This window comes from Candidatus Cytomitobacter indipagum (genome assembly GCF_008189285.1).
Classification (GTDB): Bacteria; Pseudomonadota; Alphaproteobacteria; order CAJXXZ01; family 1604HC; genus Cytomitobacter; species Cytomitobacter indipagum.
Genome location: NZ_CP043315.1, coordinates 538694 through 553124, shown reverse-complemented (window position 1 = coordinate 553124; position 14431 = coordinate 538694). Strand labels below are relative to the sequence as shown.

The 14431-nt window shown below is 29.4% G+C and carries 20 protein-coding genes and 1 tRNA gene; 9 read left to right on the top strand and 12 right to left on the bottom strand.

Going from position 1 to position 14431, the window contains the following annotated elements:
- Window positions 1–108: 108 nt before the first annotated feature.
- The 3 genes from FZC35_RS02460 to FZC35_RS02450 all read right to left on the bottom strand — a co-directional run bounded on the left by FZC35_RS02460 (window position 109) and on the right by FZC35_RS02450 (window position 2380).
- A complete protein-coding gene (locus FZC35_RS02460; RefSeq protein ID WP_148981063.1) occupies window positions 109–1200 on the bottom strand; it encodes a ribonuclease D in 1092 nt (363 codons plus the stop codon).
- On the bottom strand, window positions 1197–1838 hold the full coding sequence (dnaQ, locus tag FZC35_RS02455) for a DNA polymerase III subunit epsilon (RefSeq protein ID WP_148981062.1): 642 nt from the start codon (window positions 1836–1838) through the stop codon (window positions 1197–1199). The genes FZC35_RS02460 and dnaQ overlap by 4 nt, the downstream gene beginning before the upstream one ends.
- 471 nt (window positions 1839–2309) lie before the next feature.
- Window positions 2310–2380: transfer RNA gene (locus FZC35_RS02450), tRNA-Gln, on the bottom strand.
- Between the two features lie 128 nt (window positions 2381–2508).
- Between FZC35_RS02450 and FZC35_RS02445 the strand changes: the two genes are divergently transcribed.
- The 6 genes from FZC35_RS02445 to FZC35_RS02420 all read left to right on the top strand — a co-directional run bounded on the left by FZC35_RS02445 (window position 2509) and on the right by FZC35_RS02420 (window position 6529).
- Window positions 2509–3222 (top strand): exodeoxyribonuclease III, encoded by a 714-nt coding sequence (locus tag FZC35_RS02445; RefSeq protein ID WP_172619035.1) that lies wholly within the window; start codon window positions 2509–2511, stop codon window positions 3220–3222.
- A gap of 88 nt (window positions 3223–3310) precedes the next feature.
- Window positions 3311–3727: a nucleoside-diphosphate kinase gene (ndk, locus tag FZC35_RS02440; protein ID WP_407078982.1), complete on the top strand. Its 417-nt coding sequence runs from the start codon at window positions 3311–3313 to the stop codon at window positions 3725–3727.
- Window positions 3727–4236: a CDP-alcohol phosphatidyltransferase family protein gene (locus FZC35_RS02435; RefSeq protein ID WP_148981059.1), complete on the top strand. Its 510-nt coding sequence runs from the start codon at window positions 3727–3729 to the stop codon at window positions 4234–4236. Before ndk ends, FZC35_RS02435 begins: the two co-directional genes overlap by 1 nt.
- A complete protein-coding gene (locus FZC35_RS02430; protein ID WP_148981058.1) occupies window positions 4233–5201 on the top strand; it encodes an AI-2E family transporter in 969 nt (322 codons plus the stop codon). Before FZC35_RS02435 ends, FZC35_RS02430 begins: the two co-directional genes overlap by 4 nt.
- Window positions 5202–5211: 10 nt before the next feature.
- Entirely contained in the window at window positions 5212–5838 is a 627-nt protein-coding gene (locus tag FZC35_RS02425) for a P-loop NTPase family protein (protein ID WP_148981057.1), read from the top strand.
- A gap of 307 nt (window positions 5839–6145) precedes the next feature.
- Complete coding sequence (locus tag FZC35_RS02420) at window positions 6146–6529, top strand: DUF4280 domain-containing protein (RefSeq protein WP_148981056.1); 384 nt, start codon at window positions 6146–6148, stop codon at window positions 6527–6529.
- A 133-nt stretch (window positions 6530–6662) separates the two neighbouring features.
- Here FZC35_RS02420 and ruvC read toward each other — a convergent pair whose 3' ends face one another.
- From ruvC to greA, 6 genes are all read right to left on the bottom strand, one after another.
- The gene (gene ruvC, locus FZC35_RS02415) at window positions 6663–7145 is read right to left on the bottom strand and encodes a crossover junction endodeoxyribonuclease RuvC (protein ID WP_148981055.1); all 483 of its coding nucleotides are present in this window, start codon (window positions 7143–7145) and stop codon (window positions 6663–6665) included.
- A gap of 385 nt (window positions 7146–7530) precedes the next feature.
- Window positions 7531–8238 carry a leucine-rich repeat domain-containing protein gene (locus tag FZC35_RS02410; protein ID WP_148981054.1) on the bottom strand — a complete coding sequence of 236 codons (708 nt, stop codon included), beginning with the start codon at window positions 8236–8238 and terminating at the stop codon, window positions 7531–7533.
- A complete protein-coding gene (locus tag FZC35_RS02405; RefSeq protein ID WP_148981053.1) occupies window positions 8235–9059 on the bottom strand; it encodes a leucine-rich repeat domain-containing protein in 825 nt (274 codons plus the stop codon). The genes FZC35_RS02410 and FZC35_RS02405 overlap by 4 nt, the downstream gene beginning before the upstream one ends.
- Before the next feature lie 150 nt (window positions 9060–9209).
- Entirely contained in the window at window positions 9210–9392 is a 183-nt protein-coding gene (locus tag FZC35_RS02400; RefSeq protein WP_148981052.1) for a hypothetical protein, read from the bottom strand.
- A gap of 145 nt (window positions 9393–9537) precedes the next feature.
- Complete coding sequence (gene frr / locus FZC35_RS02395) at window positions 9538–10089, bottom strand: ribosome recycling factor (protein WP_148981051.1); 552 nt, start codon at window positions 10087–10089, stop codon at window positions 9538–9540.
- Between the two features lie 132 nt (window positions 10090–10221).
- On the bottom strand, window positions 10222–10695 hold the full coding sequence (gene greA / locus FZC35_RS02390; protein WP_148981050.1) for a transcription elongation factor GreA: 474 nt from the start codon (window positions 10693–10695) through the stop codon (window positions 10222–10224).
- Window positions 10696–10863: 168 nt separating this feature from the next.
- Between greA and rpsB the strand changes: the two genes are divergently transcribed.
- The 3 genes from rpsB to FZC35_RS02375 all read left to right on the top strand — a co-directional run bounded on the left by rpsB (window position 10864) and on the right by FZC35_RS02375 (window position 13421).
- A complete protein-coding gene (gene rpsB / locus FZC35_RS02385; protein WP_148981049.1) occupies window positions 10864–11766 on the top strand; it encodes a 30S ribosomal protein S2 in 903 nt (300 codons plus the stop codon).
- Window positions 11759–12595 carry a translation elongation factor Ts gene (gene tsf / locus FZC35_RS02380; RefSeq protein WP_148981048.1) on the top strand — a complete coding sequence of 279 codons (837 nt, stop codon included), beginning with the start codon at window positions 11759–11761 and terminating at the stop codon, window positions 12593–12595. The genes rpsB and tsf overlap by 8 nt, the downstream gene beginning before the upstream one ends.
- A 136-nt stretch (window positions 12596–12731) precedes the next feature.
- Window positions 12732–13421, top strand: a complete 690-nt coding sequence (locus FZC35_RS02375) for an amino acid kinase family protein (RefSeq protein ID WP_148981047.1) — start codon at window positions 12732–12734, stop codon at window positions 13419–13421.
- 263 nt (window positions 13422–13684) lie between these two features.
- On the opposite strand, the gene FZC35_RS03000 is transcribed toward FZC35_RS02375, so the two are convergent.
- From FZC35_RS03000 to FZC35_RS02360, 3 genes are all read right to left on the bottom strand, one after another.
- Window positions 13685–13843, bottom strand: coding sequence for a hypothetical protein (locus FZC35_RS03000; protein WP_407078989.1), 159 nt, complete (start codon window positions 13841–13843; stop codon window positions 13685–13687).
- Between the two features lie 31 nt (window positions 13844–13874).
- The gene (locus tag FZC35_RS02995) at window positions 13875–14102 is read right to left on the bottom strand and encodes a leucine-rich repeat domain-containing protein (RefSeq protein ID WP_407078988.1); all 228 of its coding nucleotides are present in this window, start codon (window positions 14100–14102) and stop codon (window positions 13875–13877) included.
- Window positions 14103–14196: 94 nt separating this feature from the next.
- Complete coding sequence (locus tag FZC35_RS02360) at window positions 14197–14409, bottom strand: hypothetical protein (RefSeq protein ID WP_148981045.1); 213 nt, start codon at window positions 14407–14409, stop codon at window positions 14197–14199.
- Between the last annotated feature and the right edge of the window lie 22 nt (window positions 14410–14431).

The following is a 14431-nucleotide window of genomic DNA, read 5'->3' as shown; positions in this document are numbered from 1 at the left end:
TCTCCATTTTGGATTATCTCTTTATTTTGATGATTTGAATTATATTAATTAATTTCATGGCATAAATCATAAATTTTATATAAATTAATAAATTTAGAAAATTATGGATTACTTATTTTTAATATGCATTTTGTTATTTTTGCATGATATGCTAATTTTGTCATTTAAGAAATCATTTATCGATTGATTTAGCATTTCATATCTCCATCCATATTTATATTGTAATTTTCCATTTGCGCATATAAATCTTACTTGCTCAGAGCTACAAAGCCAGCTTGCAGGAATATTCTCATTTTCAGCAATAATTTTAATTAATATATGTAGCGCATTTTGCAAATTAGCATCAATGTTATCTTTTTGTTTTGTGCTGGAATTTAAAATATCCATTATATCCTGCAAGTATATTTGCAATTTATCTGGAATCATAGATTTTATTTTATTTCTATCTGTTTCACATGATATTGAATGAAGAATTTTATTGTTCAGGATCCATCCAGGTGGAATATTTTTTTTCTGTGCTAATTTATCTCTCCACAAATGAATCATAGATTTTTTCTTTGGGTTATATTTAATATTTGATACTTCTTCTTTAACCCATTCATATCTATTTGTATTTTTTAATTTACATGATAATGATTTAAATATAACATCAAGATACATCACATCATATTTTGCATATTCGAGCATTTCTTTTGTAAGTGGCCTAACATTCCATATTGCATCTTGGTATTTTTTTTCTAATTCTACATCTACAATTTGCTTTGTAAGATTTTGATATGACATATTGTGTCCTAATTGACAAAATGAAGCTGCTATTTGAGTGTCAAAGCAATTTTCTATGCTAATTTCAGCATGTTTAAGAACGTTTAAATCTTGTTCGCATGCGTGGCATACTTTAAGAATTTCAGAATTTGCAAACATTTCTGCTATAAGAGTATTTTTTATTTCTACTTTTTGAGCATCAATAATGGCAATTTTATTATTTATTTTTAATTGTATTAAGCATAATGTAGACCAATAAGTGTTTCTGCGATGAAATTCAGTGTCAAAATATATTATTTCTGGAGCTTCAAGCGTGATTATAAAGTTATCTAAATCAACTTTATTATCTATAAAAACTGCATTATCAATTACATGGTTTTTTGCATTATCAATTGCATTATTTTTTTCATCATCAGCTATATTGCAATCATTATTCATTTCTGCCTCAATTGATCCATAATACTATTATGCGCATCCATTTCTTCTTCAGAAACAGTTAATTTGCTCTCAGATCTTTCAATTTTCCCAGATACAGTTTTTATTTTCTTTTCTTCAACAAAAAGAGACTGTTGCTTTGGCGCATAAAGAGATACATATACTTTCGACAATATTTTTGCATCAATCAGCGCTCCATGCAATGTTCTTTCATGAAGTGAAATATTGAATCTTTTAGCTAATGCATTTAAGTTTGCAGGAGATCCTGGAAACATTTTTCTCGCTACAGCTAAAGTATCTACAACTTTATTACTTAAATTTTCTTGCTTTTGCCTTGAAAGCTCAGCGTTTAGGAATCCCATATCAAATTTTGCATTATGAGCAACTATAGTTGAGTCTTTTACAAAGTCTAGAAATTGTTCATATACATCTTTAAAGACAGGCTTATCTTTAAGGAATTGATTAGTTATTCCATGAATTTTTTGTACTTCTTCTCCCATTTCTTGTTCCGGATTGATATACAAGTGTAATTTTCTTCCAGTATATTCAAAATTATTTAATTCTATGCATCCTATTTCTACGATCCTATCTGTTGATCTGCTTAATCCAGTGGTTTCCGTATCTAGAACTATAATATTCATAATCGTATTATAGGTGATTTTGCAATTAAATGGTTGATGATAATTATGAGATAAGCAAGAACGAAAGAGAGAAACGAATTTCGATTCATAGCGAAGCAAGAACGAAAGAGAGAAGCGATTTTCGATTCATAGCGAAGCAAGAACGAAAGAGAGAAGCGATTTTCGATTCATAGCGAAGCAAGAACGAAAGAGAGAAGCGATTTTCGATTCATAGCGAAGCAAGAACGAAAGAGAGAAGCGATTTTCGATTCATAGCGAAGCAAGAACGAAAGAGAGAAGCGATTTTCGATTCATAGCGAAGCAAGAACGAAAGAGAGAAGCGATTTTCGATTCATAGCGAAGCAAGAACGAAAGAGAGAAGCGTTTTTCGATTCATAGCTGCAAAATGGGCAATATTTATATAATTTATTTGTTTTATTGAAATCTAATGATATTTTATCTTTGCTGAAATATAATGATATTTGAAAATTGCTGGGGTACTAGGATTCGAACCTAGGATCACGAGACCAAAACCCGATGCCTTACCGCTTGGCTATACCCCAACATAAACATCATACTAATCCAGCGCTCCAAAATCAATACAATTTCTTGACAAATTTCTAATATTTATGGCGATATCTTTTTTGAGAGCTGTTACTACTAAATTAAAGAACGTGATAATATGATAAATATGAAAATTGTTACATGGAATGTTAATTCTGTAAGGGTGAGGTTGCCATTAATAGAGCAATTAATTGCAGAAGAAAATCCTGATGTTATATTGCTGCAAGAGACGAAGTGCATGAATGAATTTTTCCCAAAAGATTTTTTTGAATCTCATAATTATCATTTAGCTATACATGGTCAAAAAACTTATAATGGAGTTGCTATTATTTCAAAATATCCTATAGAGAATGTGAAATGGGATTTAGATGATTCTACAGAAGCAAGATATATTGAAGGATTTACAAATGGACATTATGTAGTTTCTGCATATGTTCCATGTGGAAATAAGTCTGATGAAGCATATAAGTACAAGCAAGAATTTTTAGGATCTATTGCATCGAGATGGAAGGGCGAAGAAAGTGCAATTATAGGAGGGGATTTCAATGTTGCAATGTCTGATGATGATATGCAAACTCCTGCAAAATGGATTGGAAGTGTATTATGCACAGATGAAGTTAGAAATGGAATGCAAAAAGTGTTTGATGCTGAATTTGATGATTGCCATGAAATATCTGATGGAAAAAATGATTTTACTTGGTGGGATTATAGAAGGCCTAATGAAGGCTTGAGAATAGATTATATATTATCTAAAAATGTTTCAGGGAAACTGAAAACTTTGCAGCATTACAGAAAAATGGAAAGACCAAGCGATCATGTTCCAGTAATGTTTGAAATATAAAATAATTTATAATGAGTTTTTAGCATTTCAATATAGGAAATGTTTCAATTGAATTGAATTAATTTTAGGAACACGATAGAATTTTATTATGATTTTAAAAACTTTATCTATTATTAAGCCTGACGCAGTTAAAAAAGGCGTGTCTGGAAATATTATAAGCATGTTCGAGTCCAATGGATTCAATATAGTTGCAATGAAGAAGATTCATTTGTCTAAAAAACAAGCTGAAGAATTCTATAAAGAGCATTCTGCAAGACCGTTTTATGGGGATTTATGTGATTTTATGTGTTCTGGACCTGTAATTGTTCAAGTTTTGGAAAGAGAAAATTCAATTAAAGCAAATAGAGATCTAATGGGAGCTACAAATCCATCAGAGTCTGATAACGGAACAATCAGAAAAATGTATGGAGATTCTATCGACAACAATGCTGTGCATGGTTCAGATTCAGAAGAAAGCGCTAACAGAGAAATCTCTTTCTTCTTTTCTGATCTGGAAATTTGCTAATGGTATTCATGCCAATTATGGCAATACCAAATTTAATAAGCATTTCTAGAATTTTCTTTGGAATATCTTTTTTTTGCTTATACCCAGAAAGTTATGCGGTTATATTTTTGTTCATTGGAGCATTTAGCGATGTGTTGGATGGATTTATAGCTAGGCAATTTGGACTATGTTCAAGATTAGGGGAAATAATTGATCCAATATCAGACAAAATATTCTGGATGTTGATTTTATCTCGCTTGTATTTGAGCAGCATTATTCCTAAATGGTTCTTATTTGTATGCATAGCAAGAGATATGATGTTTTTCAGTGCATTTATATTTATGTTTATAAATGGAATTAATAATTTCAAAGCAAGTTGGTCTGGAAAATTGACTGCTGTTATAATTGGATCAACAATAATTTTATCTTTATATGAAGATTGCCAACTCTGCATGAGGAGAATGTATTTGATATGCATAGTATTTATGATTTTCAATATATTAGATTATTGCAGAAGGCTGATTAAATGAACATTATTGCAACTGGAATTGCATTTTATTTTTTAGATATTATAACCCTTGTTTTCTCTTCTTTTCTTCTTGCATATGTTCTGTCTCCAATTTATGAAAAATTAGTGAAAATAGGATTTTCTAGATTTTTATCTGCTTTATTATCTGTGTTTATTGCTGCTATTTTATTGGTATTGTTATTAATTTATTCAGTACCAAAACTTTACATGCAGGCAATTGAATTATTTAAATTTCTTCAATTAGTATATAGATTAGTCATTGATAAATATGCGCATATTTTGGATGATTATGGCCAACAACCCTTAAGCAATATGCTTCTTAGTAAAGATAGTTTGCAAAAAGCTGTTGTTGTTGCATCTGGATATGGTTATGATTTGGTAAATTTAGTCTTACAATTTATTTCTGTCATTATGATGTGTTTTTATATGTTGAAAGATTGGGAGCTATGGAGGCCAAGATTTCTTAGCATTGTTCCAGAGCAATATAAAAGTACGGCAAATATACTTTTCGAAGACATTATGCATTCATTGAAAATATGGATTTATGGACAAATGTTAGTTACATTAACTTTATTTGCATATTACTTTATGGCATTAAGTTATATCAATATGCCATTTGCCTTTTTACTGTCTTGTTTATTTAGTATTTTATCAATAATTCCATATATTGGAGACATGATTTCATTTATCATTATGTTTAGTATTTTATCTGGTTATCAACCATTTTTCTCAGAATTTATGATATATTCATTTGCTATTTTAAGCCTTGGATTTGTATTGGAAAATGTTTTTATGGTTCAATTATTTATAGGAAGAAAAGCGGGAATACATCCTTTATTTTTATTTATACTGTTGTTAATTTTTGGAAAATTACTTGGAATTAGCGGTATTATATTAACATTGCCGCTATCTGTGATTTTTGCAGCAGTATGGAGGACCGGAATAATTAAAAGGAAATGGTCTTGAATAAGAAAAAATGATCTTAAATTTTAATTGGAGCGAGAGCTCTTCTAAAGCTAATTTTTTTACCAATAAAACAAATAGATTTATAATAAATTGGATTGAAAATGATAATTTATGGAATGGCCAAACTATTTTAGTGGGCCCTAAAAAATCTGGAAAAACCCATTTAGCGAATATTTGGAAAGAAATTTCTGGAGGTTTTTTCTTGGATCCTGAATGCAGCAATATAGATTACTCAAAAAATATAATTATAGATAATGTGAATAGATTTTCGGAAGAGAAAATTTTTAATATTTTGTTTAATTCATCTCAATCTAATGGTAATATTTTATGGCTTATTGAGGATTTGAATTTTATTGATAATCTAATTCCAGATATTAGGTCAAGATTCAATGTAATTACTCACATGCAAATACCTAATCCAGATAATGAAATTTGCATTGCGATAATGCATAAATTGTTTAGAGATTTTGGACTTGATGCACATAATGATGTTTTGCAATTTATTATTAAACGAGTGAAAAGATCTTATGATGAAATATACAATGCAGTAAGTAGAATTCACACACAATGCATTATTCACAAAAGAGCTCCATCTGTAATATTTGTAAGCTCTATATTTGAAACTTCATTGAATTGAGATTTAATAAGCAGACCAAAGCGAGAAGAGCAAGATTTTGAGAGAAACGAGAAATAGAAGTTAAGTTGAGCAAAGCGAGAAGGGCAAGTGGAGTTGATATATAAAAAAGCGAATCTAAACTGGATGAAATGAATTGCTATTCAAGATAACGGCTCTAAATTTAATAAATGTAGCGAATAATAAAAAAGATAAATTGAGTTAAGATCTTAAAAATATTAAGATAATGGAGCGAATAGAGCAAAATAGCAAAGTAATTGAAGATAAAAGTTTAATCAAAAATTAATCATTATGATTCAAAAAATATACAATGAATCTAGTATGTAATGGAGCTTGTGCGAATTGTACATTTGGAACAGTTCAATCTGATTTAATGATCTTGCCAGCAAAAAGAGTTAATGCCTGTGGGCAGCCAGCAGCAACAATTGCAGATAATATTCCAATCGCAAATATTCATCCGTTTGTCATGTGCACATCTCCTGCAAATCCAGCTGTACAAGCTGTTATCATAGCAAGTTTAGGAACTGTTACTCAGGCTCCATGTGTGCCTGCAGTTGTTGCTCCATGGGTGACTGGAAAGCCAGATGTATTAATTGGAGAGATTCCAGCATTGAATGATCAATCTAAAGCATTTTGCATTTGGGGTGGAGTAATTAGCATATCCTTTGCAGGGCAAGTTAAAGTGAAGTTGTGATATTATTTGAATTTTAAATTTCTACATCTATAATGCTTCCATTAGATATCTATATTTTAAATCTTTAAATTTCTACATCTATAATGCTTCCATTAGATATCTATATTTTAAATCCTTGCATCTCTAACAAATTCTATGCAATTTCTTGCGAATTATTTTCTATTTTTTGTAAATGACATATAGCAGTTGCAAGCGCGTCAGAAATATCTTCTTGGTCTATTTCAGTTTTTAAAATTTTACAAACAAAACTCATGACATCTTCTTTAGTTGCATTGCCTTTTCCAGCTACTTTTTGCTTAATTACTGTCGTAGGATATGATGTAACAGGGACTTTTGCTAAACCAGCAGCAGATATAATAGCTCCATATGCAGCTCCTAATCTAATTCCAGAAGATGCATTTAGGCCAAAGAAAGTTTGCTCTATAGCTATGTTTTCTGGATTGTGAGTATGGATAATATTCATTGTATTTGACCATAAAAGAGCCAATCTTTGTTCTAATGGGAGCTTAGGATTTGGCTTTATAAGTCCATAATCCACACATTGAAGTTTTTTCCCTTTTTTGATCAATCCCCATCCAGTTTTACACAATCCAACATCTAATCCTAAAATCTTCATAAATAAAATCCAAACAACCAATCAACCTTAATGCATAAAGCTATTCAATGCAATGAATTAAACAAAACTTATATAATAGCAATACCTTGAAAAAATTGAAAATAAACGTTAGTAGAATTCCTATTTTTGATGACCTTTCAACTTTTATATACAGTTTACAGAAAATGTAAAATGACTAAAGCTGCAAAATTGCAAAAGAGCTAGAGAGTAGATTTTCTCTAAATAAGATATAATATTAAGCTTTTGTTCCATGTGGAACAAAAAATACATTAAATATAAATTTATTGATTAAAAAAGATCTTTATTTTGTTCAAAGTATCTTTTAGCGCTTTTATTTATATCTGATTGACTAGCAGAAATATTAAATACCTTCTTGAATAAGCTTTTATTTTTTTTCTGCATCTGCATGGATTCTTTCTGCATGGATTCTTTCTTCTATTTGTCGTTTTTGCTCTTCTTCCAATACTTTCATTTGTTTTTGTTTTTGTTTTTCTATTGCTCGCTCTCGATCTTGTGCGGATACAATGTAAGAAATAGTGTATTTTCCTTCATATTGCATCCATGTTTTCATATTCATAGAAGAAAATTCTAAATTAATAGCATTGTTTGAATAATTAAATTCTTTTAATGATAAATTGCAAATTCCTTCTGGTAGCGCAGTTAATTTATTATTAGATACATCAAGCTCTTCTAATCTTTCCAGATTTCCAATCCAATCTGGCAGTGAAGTCAATTGATTATTAGATATATAAAGTCCTGTCAAATTTTTCAATTCCTTAATGCAATTTGGCAAAAAGGTTATGTAATTGTTTTGCATGTCAAGATATTTTAAATTATATAGATATGCCATTTCCTTTGGCAATATGGTTAATTTATTATATGACACATCAAGTGCTTCTAAGTTTCTTAAATCCCCAATCCCAAATGGTAGCGCATCTAAATGATTATACGATATATTAAGTAATGCCAAACTTCTTAAATCTCCAATCCAAGTTGGAAATGACCTTAATTGATTATCTTTTAAAAATAGTTTCTCTAAATTTTTCGGCTTTCTCATTTCTTTTGGCAATACAGTTAGTTGATTGTCGTTCAAGTTAAGTAATGTAAATATTTTAACGTTTCAACTTCTTTTGGAAGTGTTTTTAATTGATTATCTGATATATCAAGTGATGTCAAATTATAAAGCGACCCTATCCAATTAGGCAGTTTCATTAAATTATTGCGGCATAAACTAAGCGAATTATAATTAGGATATTCTCTTGCCCAAGCATTCACATTAATTATATCGATATAGCTTTGATTTTGATCGCTTGCTTCTAATGTTGTTAAATATGGATCGCATGTGTATTCCACTCTTTGCTCTTCATAGCGTCCTTCTTCATATTCTTCTTCCTCTTCATCCCATTCTAAGGCTTCTAGTCCACTATCAATCCATTCTTGAACGCATGAATCAGAATTAGAGATTATATTAACATTATTGCTTGAATAACAAAAACTCCCTAATGATAAATCTAAATCGCATACATCTTCTGGTAAGCAGGTTAAGCAATTATTTTGTATATAAAGTTCTGTTAAATTGCTCAAATCTCCAATCCAAGCTGGCAATAAGGTTAATTTATTATTCCCTAAATCAAGCATTGTTAAATTGCTCAAATCTCCAATCCTATTTGGCAATGCAGTCAATCTATTGTATGATACAGAAAGATTTACTAAATTGCTCAAATCTCCTAGGAAGCCAGGCAATGTGACCAATCTATTATCACAAATGCTAAGCTTTGTTAGATTCTTCAAGCTCCCTAGACAAATAGGCAGTTTGGTCAATTCATTGTTTGAGATATTAAGCTCTCTCAAGTTATGCAAATTATCAAACAAATTATCTGGAATATACTTAGGGGTCCCATCTGCATATAGCAACTTTATTCAATCTATTTAAAACATTCTTATCTCCCATGCAAAGTGTATATAGAAAGTTATTTGCCTTATTTTTTTGAAATTGATTATAATCTCTTACAAAATGAGATGCATTTGGCTTATTTTTTTTAATTTGATAAGCGCAATATAATGTTAATGCTTCTTTTTTACTTTTTGTGATAAATATCTTTCATATCCTGCTTCAGTTTTAACCTTTTTCAGATAATTAGAACTATAAGAATCCACTTTAATCATGTATTTATAGAATAGATCTTTGCTGGATCTTATATTTGCAGCGCATATTATGGAAAGCAATTGGATAATTTTACATTTCATTAAGGCTCTTATAACATTATGAAAATAAATTGCAAAATTTGATTACTCCATGTGTAATTTGATAAATAAATCATCATTAAGTGATAAGAGAGACAGAGGTATTAAAAATATAATTAAATTGATTGTTCAAATTATTGAAAAGAAATTAGTTTAGTATTTCTTTTTCTTTTTGACTAACAATTTCATCAACTTTAGCAGTGTATTTTTTTACAATTTCATCGAAGCTTTTTTCAGATTTTTTTCTTATGTCTTCAGATATTTCTTTGTCTTTTTCCATTTTTTTCAATTCTGACATAATATCCTGACGAGTTGATCTCATAGATATTTTTGCCTTTTCTTTAAAATCTTTGGCAACTTTTACAATTTCATTTCTTCTTTCTTGTGTCAAAGAAGGAATTTTTACCACTATAGAATCCCCTTCTACATAAGGATTTACATTAAGATTACTATCTCTAATGCTTTTTTCTGTAGACCTAATAAGGGATTTATCCCAAACTTGAACATGTAAAGCTTGATTTCTTGCTGTAATGCTTGCAACAGACTTGATAGGCATGATTTGGCCATGAGAATCAACTTTAATTGAACTTAAAAAATCTGGAGTCACAACATTAGTTCTAAGTCCAGATAAATTGCTTTTCAATGCGACTATCGTTTTTTCCATTCTGTTTTTTAAATCTGATTCTATATGATTTGTCATAAATTTACTCTCTTTTACAATATAATATTAATTATATCATTTTTCTGCAACATCAGAATTGCGAAAAAATTACTATTTAATTTCGCTTAAGAAGTTAAAATTTTATCTGGAATAATTTATTATTTATGTAATTTATTTGTATAATATTTTAATGACTTCGTATTCTCTTGATCCGCCAGGAGTTATGACTTCAAAGCAATCACCTTCAGATCTACCTAAACAAGATCGCCCTACAGGTGATTTGATAGATATTTTACCAGAATCAGGATCAGATTCATCTTCACCTACAAGTTGATATGATACTTGTGCATCATTATCTAAATCGCATAATGTAATTGTTGCTCCGAATCTTATATCATCAAATCCATTTGAAAAATCTATAATTCTTAATGCAGGAATCCTTCTTCTTAAATAAGATCTTCTTGATTCAAGAGCTCCTTGCATTTCTTTAGCAGCTTTGTATTCTGCATTTTCAGATAAATCGCCTAATGCTCTAGCTTTTTGTATAGCCTCTATAATTTTAGGCAATTTTACATTTTCTAATTCAAAAAGCTCATCATTTAGCTTTTTATACCCTTCTTTGGTAATTGGAAAATAGTTATTCATATTCTTCCGCCTTATTCACGTATTTGTATTTTATATCTTTTTATGAAACAATGTCCAGTAAGTGCAGTCAAATTATTTCTGTGGAATTTTTGTAAAAATAATTTAAGAAAATAAAAGTATTAAATTATTTAAAATTCTTGATTGCAGCATAAAACAGAAGGAGATTAAATGAATAAAGTTATAGACGAACAAAGCATTAAAGATGTTAATAGTAAGCACGGTGGTGCTGATATAGAGTCTGAAATTGTAGCAAGTCAAGAGCAAGATGCTAAAGATGTTAATGAAAAACAAAAAAGCGATTCTGATATAGAATCTATCATTAAGTTTAGTTTTAGAGATTTGCAAGATGCAGGGTTACAATTCGGGCATAAAGTAGCTAGAACTAACAGAAGAATGCTTCCATATATATATGGTGAAAAAGATGGAATACATTTAATAAATTTGGGAAAAACCATTCCTTTGTTGAAAAATGCATTATTGGCTGTTAGAAAACACGCTTCAAACCCTCGTAATGGAAGAATATTATTTGTTGGAACAAAGCACCAATCTTCAGAAGCAGTGCAAGAAGCAGCAATGCAATGTGCTCAATATTATGTTAATAAAAAATGGCTTGGTGGTTTGCTAACAAACTGGAATACAGTTTCAAAATCCATTAAGAGAATGAAAGACATAGAAAAAAAGATAAAAGAAGGCTATTTCAGCACATATAAAAAGCATGAGCAAGTTAAGATACAAAAAAACTATGAAAAAGATAAAAGTCTTTTTGAAGGAATAAGAGATATGAGTGATCTTCCTAGTTTGATTATCATCACTTCTCATCATGAGCAAACAGCAATTAAAGAAGCTCAAGTTTTGAATATTCCTATAATTCTTCTTCTGGATACTAATGGAGACCCTAAGGGAATTTCATACCCAGTTCCAGGAAATGATGACTCAATTATTTCTGTTCATTTGTTTTGTGCATTATGTTCTAGAGCAGGGTTGCTTGGAATTCATGATGAGCAAGAAATTTTGAAGAGAAAAGAAGAAGAAAAGAAAGAAAAGGAAAAGGAAAAAGAGAAAAATGACTAATATTTCTATGGATCAAATAAAATCTTTAAGAAGCAGAACTGGATCAGGTATAGCAGTATGCAAAGAAGCTCTTGTTGCAAATGGTGGAAATGAAGAAAAAGCTATAGATTGGCTTAGACAAAAAGGAATTGCATCACAAGCAAAAAGATCTGGAAAAGATGCATCTGAAGGTATCATTGCAATGCTACTTGAAGGAAATGCTGGAACATTAGTTTCATTGAAATGTGAAACAGATTTTGTTGCTAAAAGCGAGGATTTCTGGGGAATAGCTAGAGATTTATGTCCGCTTTCAATAGTGAATTCAAAAGATTTGCCAAATCAAGCATTAAATGGAACTAAAGTTTCTGATTTGCTGGTTGATAAATCTGCAATAATTAAAGAAAATATACAGCTTGGAGAAGTTGCAACTCTAAAATCTGAACCTGATACTTATGTATATGGTTATGCACATGGAAATATAGTTCCATTGCCAACAATAGGAATAATAGGAGTTTTGGTAAGAATTTCTAAGCCAAATGATGATTTCGGAAAGAAAATTGCAATGCATGTTGCAGCAATGAATCCAGAAGTTATAAGTTATAGTCAAATTCCATCTGATATAATGGAAAGAGAAAAAGAAGTGGCATCTGCTAAGGTTGACCAAAGCAAGCCTGAAGCTGTTCAAAGTGCGATGTTAGAAGGAATGCTTAAAAAAGCTCTTAAAGACAAAGTTCTTCTATCACAAGATTATGAAGATTATGAATCAGGAAAAAAATACACTATAGAGCAATTTGCTAAAGAAAAAGGAATTGAAATCTTAGAATTTAAAAGAATTGAGATTTTAAAATAATTTTCACTGCAATTTAATAGTGAATTTGTTCATTAATGCAATTTCATAGATTTTTTTCATGAATTGTTGAGCATTATGCATTCGCTATCTGTACAATGCGATATGCAAAATAATAAAATAAATATTTGGAGAATTGATGAATTATAATAATTTTGGACTTATAAAAATATCTGGGGCATATTTTCAAGATAAAGAAGAAGAATTAATGAATTTCTTGAATAAAAATCGTGACAAGAAGTTAGTGTTTATGGTTGGTGGTGGAAACATTACCAGAGGAAGATATGTAGAATCCAAAGATAGGCTTTTAAAAGACAGAATGGGAATACTAAGCACTTTAATTAATGGGGTGTCATTAGGAGAAAAAATGCTTAGTTTAAGTTTGAATCCATATATATGTGCTCCAATTTGCAATGAAGATGTTATAAATCCATACAATCCAATGAAAATAAAAGAATTAATGCAAAAAAATACGCATAAAATTATTGTATGTGGAGGATTGGGTTGGAGTGGAAATATTAGCACAGACACAGCAATGGTTGTGAGAGGGTTAGAATTATCATGTTCTTGGGTTTGCAAAATATCTGAAATAGGAGGAGTTTTCGAAGAAGATCCAAATATTAACCCAGAAGCTAAGTTGTTGAATTATTTAGATTATGATCAGGCTTTGAAATATGATGCATATGATAAATCTGCTGCACTTATTGCAAAGGAAAATAATTTGCCGTTAGTGTTCGCGAAATTAGATAATTTATCCAAAATGATTTCTGATTTAGAAAATGGAAAATTCAATTCAATAAATAGCACAATAATCAAAAACCTTATTTAATTAAATTGAATTAATAATTGAATTAATAATTTTAGAGAATTATAAGTTGATAAAATTTACTTTTTTAATAATCACAAATGTTCTACGTGGAACAATGAGATTAATGAATTATTCAAAATATTAATATTTTGACTTTCAAAAATGAATAGCCAATTAGATTGAAATAAGAATTGATGAATTTAATAGCTAATTAGAGAAAATAATCAAAAATAAAATGCAAAGTAATATTGTAATTATTTGTTATATGCTTATTTAACAATATATTAAATCTGCAATATTAGCTCCTCTATATTGATCAAATCTTTAAATTGCTTTCCATTAATGCTCTTTAATCCATTTCCAGACAAATCTAATTTTATCAAATTGAATAAATTTCTCAACGTATTATCCTCTAAATTATATATTTTATTTCTTTGTAATATAATGCATTCAATTTGGACAAATCCAGCAAAATCATCTTCTTTTGATTGATGTTAATTTATTATCACTTAAATTAATATGCTTCAATGATTTAAATTGAACAAGCACTCCTATTTGCTCTAAATTATTTCCCCTCATATTAAGATGTTCCAATGATTGCGCTTTAGTTATTCCATCAAATGATTTGAGCTTATTAAAACTTGCATCTAAATATTTTAAATTCTTAGCATTTAAAAATAGAGAGTCTGGAATTGACCAAATATTATTGTTATATATGCAATTCCCTCAAATTATATAATTTCTCAAATTGATTGTTAGACAGAAGTTGCAGTTCACAGTTTGATAAATCAAGATTTTATATAGGTATAGAATTATTAAGCAATAAATTGGGAATAATTGGAATGATGCAACCTTGCAAAGATAATTGATTTAACAACTCAACATCTTTGTGTATACTTTCTCTAAGTTGATTGCTTATATCGTCATATGCCAATATATACATCTTTTTCATTAAAGATTTTAATTTATCATTTTTGGACCAATCAAATAAAATTTCTAAATAAATCAATTGATGCAAATCATCATCGAAA

What these genes read in the sequence shown, in the direction of transcription:
- rpsB (WP_148981049.1), top strand. Translation starts at nt 10,864, where the DNA reads ATGAATAAAGTTATAGACGAACAAAGCATTAAAGATGTTAATAGTAAG.
- ruvC (WP_148981055.1), bottom strand. Translation starts at nt 7,145, where the DNA reads ATGAAGATTTTAGGATTAGATGTTGGATTGTGTAAAACTGGATGGGGA.
- tsf (WP_148981048.1), top strand. Translation starts at nt 11,759, where the DNA reads ATGACTAATATTTCTATGGATCAAATAAAATCTTTAAGAAGCAGAACT.
- FZC35_RS02420 (WP_148981056.1), top strand. Translation starts at nt 6,146, where the DNA reads ATGAATCTAGTATGTAATGGAGCTTGTGCGAATTGTACATTTGGAACA.
- FZC35_RS02375 (WP_148981047.1), top strand. Translation starts at nt 12,732, where the DNA reads ATGAATTATAATAATTTTGGACTTATAAAAATATCTGGGGCATATTTT.
- FZC35_RS02430 (WP_148981058.1), top strand. Translation starts at nt 4,233, where the DNA reads ATGAACATTATTGCAACTGGAATTGCATTTTATTTTTTAGATATTATA.
- FZC35_RS02400 (WP_148981052.1), bottom strand. Translation starts at nt 9,392, where the DNA reads ATGAAATGTAAAATTATCCAATTGCTTTCCATAATATGCGCTGCAAAT.
- FZC35_RS02435 (WP_148981059.1), top strand. Translation starts at nt 3,727, where the DNA reads ATGGTATTCATGCCAATTATGGCAATACCAAATTTAATAAGCATTTCT.
- FZC35_RS02445 (WP_172619035.1), top strand. Translation starts at nt 2,509, where the DNA reads ATGAAAATTGTTACATGGAATGTTAATTCTGTAAGGGTGAGGTTGCCA.
- FZC35_RS02425 (WP_148981057.1), top strand. Translation starts at nt 5,212, where the DNA reads ATGATCTTAAATTTTAATTGGAGCGAGAGCTCTTCTAAAGCTAATTTT.
- dnaQ (WP_148981062.1), bottom strand. Translation starts at nt 1,838, where the DNA reads ATGAATATTATAGTTCTAGATACGGAAACCACTGGATTAAGCAGATCA.
- FZC35_RS02460 (WP_148981063.1), bottom strand. Translation starts at nt 1,200, where the DNA reads ATGAATAATGATTGCAATATAGCTGATGATGAAAAAAATAATGCAATT.
- greA (WP_148981050.1), bottom strand. Translation starts at nt 10,695, where the DNA reads ATGAATAACTATTTTCCAATTACCAAAGAAGGGTATAAAAAGCTAAAT.
- frr (WP_148981051.1), bottom strand. Translation starts at nt 10,089, where the DNA reads ATGACAAATCATATAGAATCAGATTTAAAAAACAGAATGGAAAAAACG.
- ndk (WP_407078982.1), top strand. Translation starts at nt 3,311, where the DNA reads ATGATTTTAAAAACTTTATCTATTATTAAGCCTGACGCAGTTAAAAAA.